At 74.3% G+C, this 6,201-nt stretch carries 5 protein-coding genes and 2 pseudogenes; 6 read left to right on the top strand and 1 reads right to left on the bottom strand.

From position 1 onward, the window contains the following. From ABD946_RS42595 to ABD946_RS09055, 6 genes and pseudogenes are all read left to right on the top strand, one after another. Positions 1–378 (top strand): annotated as a pseudogene (locus tag ABD946_RS42595) (hypothetical protein); the annotation flags it as partial. 25 nt (positions 379–403) lie between these two features. Next, positions 404–988, top strand: a complete 585-nt coding sequence (locus ABD946_RS09075; protein ID WP_345281799.1) for a hypothetical protein — start codon at positions 404–406, stop codon at positions 986–988. Positions 989–1,115: 127 nt separating this feature from the next. Next, on the top strand, positions 1,116–1,562 hold the full coding sequence (locus ABD946_RS09070) for a hypothetical protein (RefSeq protein ID WP_345281798.1): 447 nt from the start codon (positions 1,116–1,118) through the stop codon (positions 1,560–1,562). A 1,030-nt stretch (positions 1,563–2,592) separates the two neighbouring features. Further along, on the top strand, positions 2,593–3,822 hold the full coding sequence (locus ABD946_RS09065) for a wHTH domain-containing protein (protein WP_345281797.1): 1,230 nt from the start codon (positions 2,593–2,595) through the stop codon (positions 3,820–3,822). Further along, on the top strand, positions 3,815–4,138 hold the full coding sequence (locus ABD946_RS09060) for a hypothetical protein (protein WP_345281777.1): 324 nt from the start codon (positions 3,815–3,817) through the stop codon (positions 4,136–4,138). The genes ABD946_RS09065 and ABD946_RS09060 overlap by 8 nt, the downstream gene beginning before the upstream one ends. Then, positions 4,135–4,713 carry a hypothetical protein gene (locus ABD946_RS09055; protein ID WP_345281779.1) on the top strand — a complete coding sequence of 193 codons (579 nt, stop codon included), beginning with the start codon at positions 4,135–4,137 and terminating at the stop codon, positions 4,711–4,713. Before ABD946_RS09060 ends, ABD946_RS09055 begins: the two co-directional genes overlap by 4 nt. A gap of 59 nt (positions 4,714–4,772) precedes the next feature. Here the strand turns inward: ABD946_RS09055 and pdxR are convergent. Then, positions 4,773–6,187, bottom strand: a pseudogene (gene pdxR, locus ABD946_RS42590) (MocR-like pyridoxine biosynthesis transcription factor PdxR). Positions 6,188–6,201 lie beyond the last annotated feature (14 nt).

Here is a 6,201-nt window from a genome sequence, read left to right as displayed (position 1 = left end):
GGCGTCACCTGGAGCAGGTGCACGACCACTACCGCCCTCTCGCCCGGCGGCTGGAACGCTGCCTGGAGGCAATCGCCCTGGGGACGCCGAGACCTGGCGCTCTGGTTGGCGCACCGGTGGGTCAACGAGCGGTTCGAGACGGACGCGGTCGCCGTGCCGGCACAGGCGGCCGGGGAGTTCGCGGAGCTGGTCGGCGGATCGCGCTCGGCCGAACTCGTCTCCGCACTACGGGAGTTGGCGGGCCAGATCGGGCTCGACCTGCCCGCCGAGTCGGAGGCGGGACGGGAGGAGGTCCGGATCCGCCCGTTCGGCCTTGCCGCGCAGGCACTGCGGATCCGTCCGTTGGCCGCCCTGCTCCGGTTGGCGGCCGCCTTGGCCGCCGACGCGCGGGGCGCTGCCTTCGGTGGTCGCCGACCATCTGGCCGTCTCCGACCCCGTGACGCCCGACCTCCTGCTGCGGGTGGTCCGGGAGGCGGAGTGGGAGCGCGACGCCCAGGGGCTTCTCCACCTGTACCTGGTGAGTCCGCACCAGGCCGTGCACGCGGCGATGGCCGAGATCGTCGAGCGGGCCGACCGCATCGCGGAGGGCATCGGCCGGGGGCGCGAACGGCTGCCGGCCCGGGAGGCGGACCTGCTGGCGGCCGTTCCGCAGCGCGTGACCGACAACCCATCTGGAGGCGGGCTCCCGGGACGGGCGGGCCCGGTACGAGGTCCCGTTGTTGCGCTTCCAGTTGGCGCAGTCGGAGGTGCGGAGCTGTTGATGGGTCGGCAGCTGTACGGGGAGCCGGAGTTGGCGATCCGTGAGCTGTACCAGAACGCGATGGACGCCTGCCGCTACCGCGCGATGCGCTGGCGGTACCTGCGCGCCAAGGGCCGGTGCCGGTGCCGTGGACGGGGCGGATCTCCTTCACGCAGGGGGTGGACGCGGCTGGGCGGCGGTACGTGGAGTGCCGGGACAACGGTGTGGGGATGGGCCGGGAGCAGCTGAAGTCGACGTTCACGCGGGCGGGCGGCGGTTCGAGCAGTCGCGGTCGTTCCGGCGGGAGCAGGCGGCCTGGCTGCGGCACGACCCGGAGCTGCGCCTCTACCCCAACTCGCGTTTCGGGATCGGGGTGTTGAGCTACTTCATGCTGGCCGAGGAGATGACCGTTGTCACCCGCGAGGTCTTCCCGGACGGCGTGGTGGCCCCGCACGTCGCTGCGGGTGGGGATCCCCAGCAGCGCAGTCTCTTCCGGATCCAGCAGCAGACCGACCCCACGGAGGACGACCTCCCGGAGGGCGGCACCCGGGTCCGGCTCTACCTGCGCCAGGACGCGGACCTGGCCGAGCTGTCCTGCGTGACGACGCTGGACCGCCACGTGGCGGTCAGCGAGTTCGCGATGGAGGCGAGGGACGGGCACCTGGCGGAGGAGTGGGTGGCGGACGTCCTGCGCCCGGGCCCGTGGAACGCCGACGGGGACGCCCAGCGGCGGTGGACAGGACGCTCTGGTGGGTGCGGGGGAGCGGGGCCGTGCTCTGCGACGGGATCGTCTCCGACCGGCGGCCGACCGGGTACGTGCTGAACCTGACCGGGCCGCGGGCCGGGCGGCTGAGCGTGGACCGCAAGACGCTGCAGGAGTACGACCGGGAGTGGGAGACGGTCACGTGCCTGGCGGGGCTCGACGCGCTGATCGCCTGGCCCCGGATCAGCATGGAGTGGTTCTGGCACCTGGAGCTCCGTGAACTCCCGCTGGCCCGGGCTCTCTGGCCGAGGCTGAAGGACCGGGGCCTGGCCGTGCCGGTGGCCGTGGAGCGGGAGGAGGAGGGCCGCTACGTCCGTTTGGGCGAGGCCGGCTGGTGCCATCTCGACCGAGACCCCTATGCCGCGGACCTGCACAGACTCTCCAGCTCCGTGTCCCTCCGCGCTCATCGACTGGCGCACGGCTGCCCGGTGGGCGGCCCGGACCTTGGAGGGGCAGGTGCCGCCGCGCCTCCTCACGGGCTACCCCGTCGCCGCACCCGGGGACTTCGCCAGGGCCGAGGTCCTGGCCGACGGTTGGAAGGCGGTCCTGCGGGAGGCATCCGACCGGGGTCTGAGCCTGGGCGACTTCCAGCGCGAGGGACGCGCTCTGCGGATCTGCCACCCGGAGCTGGCCGCTCCACGCCTGGTACCGGAGTTGGCGCGGTTCGCCCTGTCCGACGGTGACCTGCCCCTGATCGACGCGCTCGACTGGGCGCTGCCGGCACAGCAGACGGACAGTCGCTTCTACACACGCATGTGGCTCTCCGAGCTGGACGGCCTGCTCTGGGCGTCCATGCTGCTCCGTCGACCGCTGGGTGAGTTGGTCGACCGCCTGCACCGGCTCGCGCCGCTGCACGGCCTGGAGCTTCCCACCGTCCCGGACCACCACCGGGACCACGTGACCACGGCGGCGGAGATCGACGTGCTGTACGTCGGCACCGGTCGGGTCACGACGCACTGGGACGTGTTGGAAGTGGCTCCGGACGGTGACGTGGAGACCGTTCTGGACACCCTGGAGGCATACGGCTGGCTCGGGTGGACGTGCCCGGACCGGTCGGCGGTCACGGCCTGGTCGGTACTCCCCCGCCGAAGTGCGCTCGGCGCTCACGAAACTGACGGTCCGCCGGGAGGACGGCTGGCAGTTGCTGCCCCTGGCGGAGGTGGCCCTGGCGCACGAGCTGGAGATCACCGTGCGGCGGGCGGCCGAGCTCGTCGCCGAGCTGGCGGGGGAGTTGGGCCTGGCCCGTGCTCCGGGGCCCGGGCGAGGGGAGTCGCCGGACGAGCTGATTCCCTCCCGGGTCACGGCCGCGATGTGTTCCGATCGGGAGCAGAGGGAGACCGGGCTCGGGGCGATGGTGCGGGCAAGCCTGTTCGCACACCCCGACGAGGTCCTCGAGGCGGTGGAGGAGCTGAGCCGGCTGGGTGTCCCGCTGCCGCCCGGGAGCGAGCTGATCCGGGAGTGGCGGGAGCTGCGCCTCCAAGCCAAGGTCGTGATGGCGAACGGCAGCTCCGAGGGTGAGGACAGCATCAGTCCGGCCGAGCGCATGACCGAAGCGGGCCTGTTCGCCGCTGCGCGGCGTCTGGGCGAGCCGCTGGAGGAGGTCTGGGCGCTGGCCCGGACGATGGCGGACCGGTTCGGGCTCCCCTGCCCGGAGCTTCCACCGGGCCTCGCCGGCTTCCGGCCCGGCCCGCAGCACAGCAGGGCGCTGCTGGAGGGCGGCGAGTCCGATCCGCTCGCCCTGCGGGCGGGTCGCCCCGCCGACCCGCCGAAGTGGAAGCAGCTGACCGGCGAGCTGCTGGCCGAGTTCGCCGGGCTGGAGGGCAGACGCGACCCCGGGGACGCGTACCGGGAGTTGGCGAGGGTCCGCGATTTCGGCGCGCTGGTACCGGAGCTGACGTCCGAGCAGATCGCCGCGTTGCACTCCGCCTCGTGCGACGCACCCACCCGCGCAGCGTTGAAGGACGACTACCGGGTCAGCGATTCCGGCACTCCGCTGGTGCCGTTGGACCTGGTGAGCATCGCCGGCCGGCTCGGCGAGTCGGTCGCCGAGGTGTGGCGGCGGATCGAGCCCTACCTCGCGCTCGGCCCGGCGCCGCAGGTGCCGGAGCGGCCCGACGTGCTGCCGCTCTGGCAGGACTTCGCGATCCTCTCCGTGTACCTGGACGGGCTGCTCCCGGCCGTCACGGGGCGGGTGAGCCGCGAGGACGTGGCGTTCGTGGCGGGGGAGATCGGCGAGGGCGAGGAGTGGGTCTGGGACCGGCTGGAGCTCTACCGGGGAATGTTCGGGCTGGACTTGGGAGAACGGAAGCAGGATGGCTGAGCACAGGTTCGAGGAGCCGTACGTGGAGCAGCGGCTGCCCGACGCACCGCAGGCGGACTACACGCGCACGGAGGACGGCAAGGGCGTCCGGGTGGTGGGCCCGTGCCCTCGGTGCCAGGGGCGGACGGAGACCAACTGGGCCCACGGGCTGGCGGGCACCGGGACGAAGGCGATCTTCCGGCGGAACCGGGCGGTGCCCGCCGAGCCCCTGCCCGAGGTGCACTACTGCGAGTGCGGCTATCCCCATCCGGGGATGGCGCCGAACGCCCCGTTCACCGGCTGCGGCGCGAGCTGGCAGATCGGGGTGGCGCCGTGAGCGAGCAGGCGGACCGCCGATGGGAGGCGCTGGCACGGGAGTTGGAGTTCACCCAGCTGCCGGAGCTGCGCAAGCAGGCCGAGGGCTGGCGCAACGGGCTGTCGGGCCTGGCCGCCCTGGTGGCCGTGCTGACCGTCCTCAAGGGGCGGGACGGACTGGCCGAACTCCCCGACGGGCTGCGCAACGTGGCGGGCATCGCGGTCGCCACCGCCTTCGTGCTGCTGGTGTCCGGGACGCTGCTCGCCGTCCGGGCCGCGCACGGCAGTCCGGGGGAGACCATCCTGCGCAACGGCCCGCGGCTCAGGGCCTGGACGGACCTGGAGATCGGACGGGTCACCAAGGGCGTGCGGCGGGCGACTTGGTGCTGTGTCCTCGGCCTGGTGGCGGCCACGGCGGCCGTGGCGGTGGCCTGGTTCGGGGCGCCGCCCGCGCCCGCGCACCCGGTGCGGGTCGGTGAGGTGTGCGGCGATCTGGTCTCGGCCGGGCCGGACGGGATCGTGCTCAAGGTGAACGGCGAGGAGAAGCGGCTGGCCGCCGGGACCGTGACGGCCGTGGGGAAGTGCGCCCAGCAGTGAGGCGCGGGTAGCCGGTACCGCTCGTGGGCGGGGCGGACCGGTCCGGCAGGGCAGGTCGGTCAGCTGGCGAGCGCCTCGTCCAAGGCGTGGAGTGCGCGCTCGAACCCGTGGTCGGAGGTGGCGGCGAAGCCGATCAGCAGGCCGCCGGGGCGGCCCGGGGCGGCGGCCGGGTCGTGGTGGAGCTCCGTCAACCCGCTCAGGGCGATGCCGAGTTCGGCGCAGCGGGCCAGCAGGGCGGCCTCCTCGCGGTCGGTGGTGGCCAGGGTGTGCAGTCCGGCGGGGACCCCGTGCGGGGTGAAGTCCGGGTGGCGGTCCAGGAGCCGGTGCAGCAGGAGGCGGCGCCGGCGGTAGCGGAGCCGGGCGGCGCGGACGTGCCGGTCGTAGGCGTGGGTGTCGATCAGCTCGGCCAGCACGAGCTGGCCGAGGGTCTCGGTGTAGAGGTCGGCCCGCTCCTTGGCCTCGACCACGGGGCGCACCAGGTGCGGGGGCAGGGCGAGCCAGCCCAGGCGCAGGGCGGGGCCGAGGGTCTTGGAGGCGCTGCCGCAGTAGGCCGTGCGGTCGGGGGCCAGCGCCTGGAAGGCGCCGACCGGGCGGCGGTCGTGGCGGAACTCGCCGTCGTAGTCGTCCTCGATCACCAGGCCGTCCGTGCGGCGGGGCCCAACTCGCCAGCGCCCGGCGGCGGTCAGGGTGCAGCGGCACACCGGTCGGGTACTGGTGCGAGGGGGTGAGCAGGACCGCCGATGCCGTCAGGGTCTCCACCCGGGCGCCGTCGCCGTCCACCGGGACGGGCAGCACCCGCAGCCCCGCGCGGGCCACCACCTCGCGGTAGGTGCGGTGGCCGGGGTCCTCGGCCGCCAGCTCGGTGACGCCGGAGGCCCGCAGTACCTCGGCCAGCAGGCCGATCGACTGGTAGAACCCCGAGGTGATCACCACCTGGTCCGGCGTGGTCAACACCCCTCGGGTGCGGCCGAGTTGGGCGGCCAGGGCGGCACGCAACTCGGGCCGGCCCTGCGGGTCGCCGGGGCCGAAGTCCGCGGGACGGGCCCTGGCCAGCACCCGCCGGGTGGCGGTCAGCCAGGCCCGGGTGGGGAAGGCGCTGCCGTCGGGCGTGCCGGGTCCGAGGTCGTGGAGGACGGGTGGGGCCGGGCGGGCGGCGGCCGCGAACGCGGAGACGGTGGGCGGGAGTTCGGCGACGGTGGTGGCCGCGCCCGGCCGGGTGAGCAGCAGACCTTCGGCCACCAGCTGGTCGTAGGCGGCGGTGGACGGTGCCGCGGGCCAGGCCGAGTTCGCGGGCCAGGGCCCGGGTGGAGGGCAGGGCCGAGCCGGGGCCGAGGCGGCCCTCGCGGACGGCGGTCCGCAGGGCGTGCTCCAGTCCGGCCTGCCGGCGGCCCGGGCCGAGGGCACCGACGTCCAGGTGCAGGTCGAGCGCACGGGGCGCGTGGTTCGCCGACGTACTGGACCAGTCCTCCGTCATGGAACTGGACCTTA

The sequence above is a fragment of the Kitasatospora albolonga genome, from assembly GCF_039535905.1.
Taxonomy (GTDB): domain Bacteria; phylum Actinomycetota; class Actinomycetes; order Streptomycetales; family Streptomycetaceae; genus Kitasatospora; species Kitasatospora albolonga.
Note: the sequence above shows the minus strand (reverse complement) of the source record. Positions and strands in the feature narration are given on the sequence as shown.

Coding starts and splice junctions, on each gene's coding strand:
- ABD946_RS09060 (WP_345281777.1), top strand. CDS start 3,815: ATGGCTGAGCACAGGTTCGAGGAGCCGTACGTGGAGCAGCGGCTGCCC.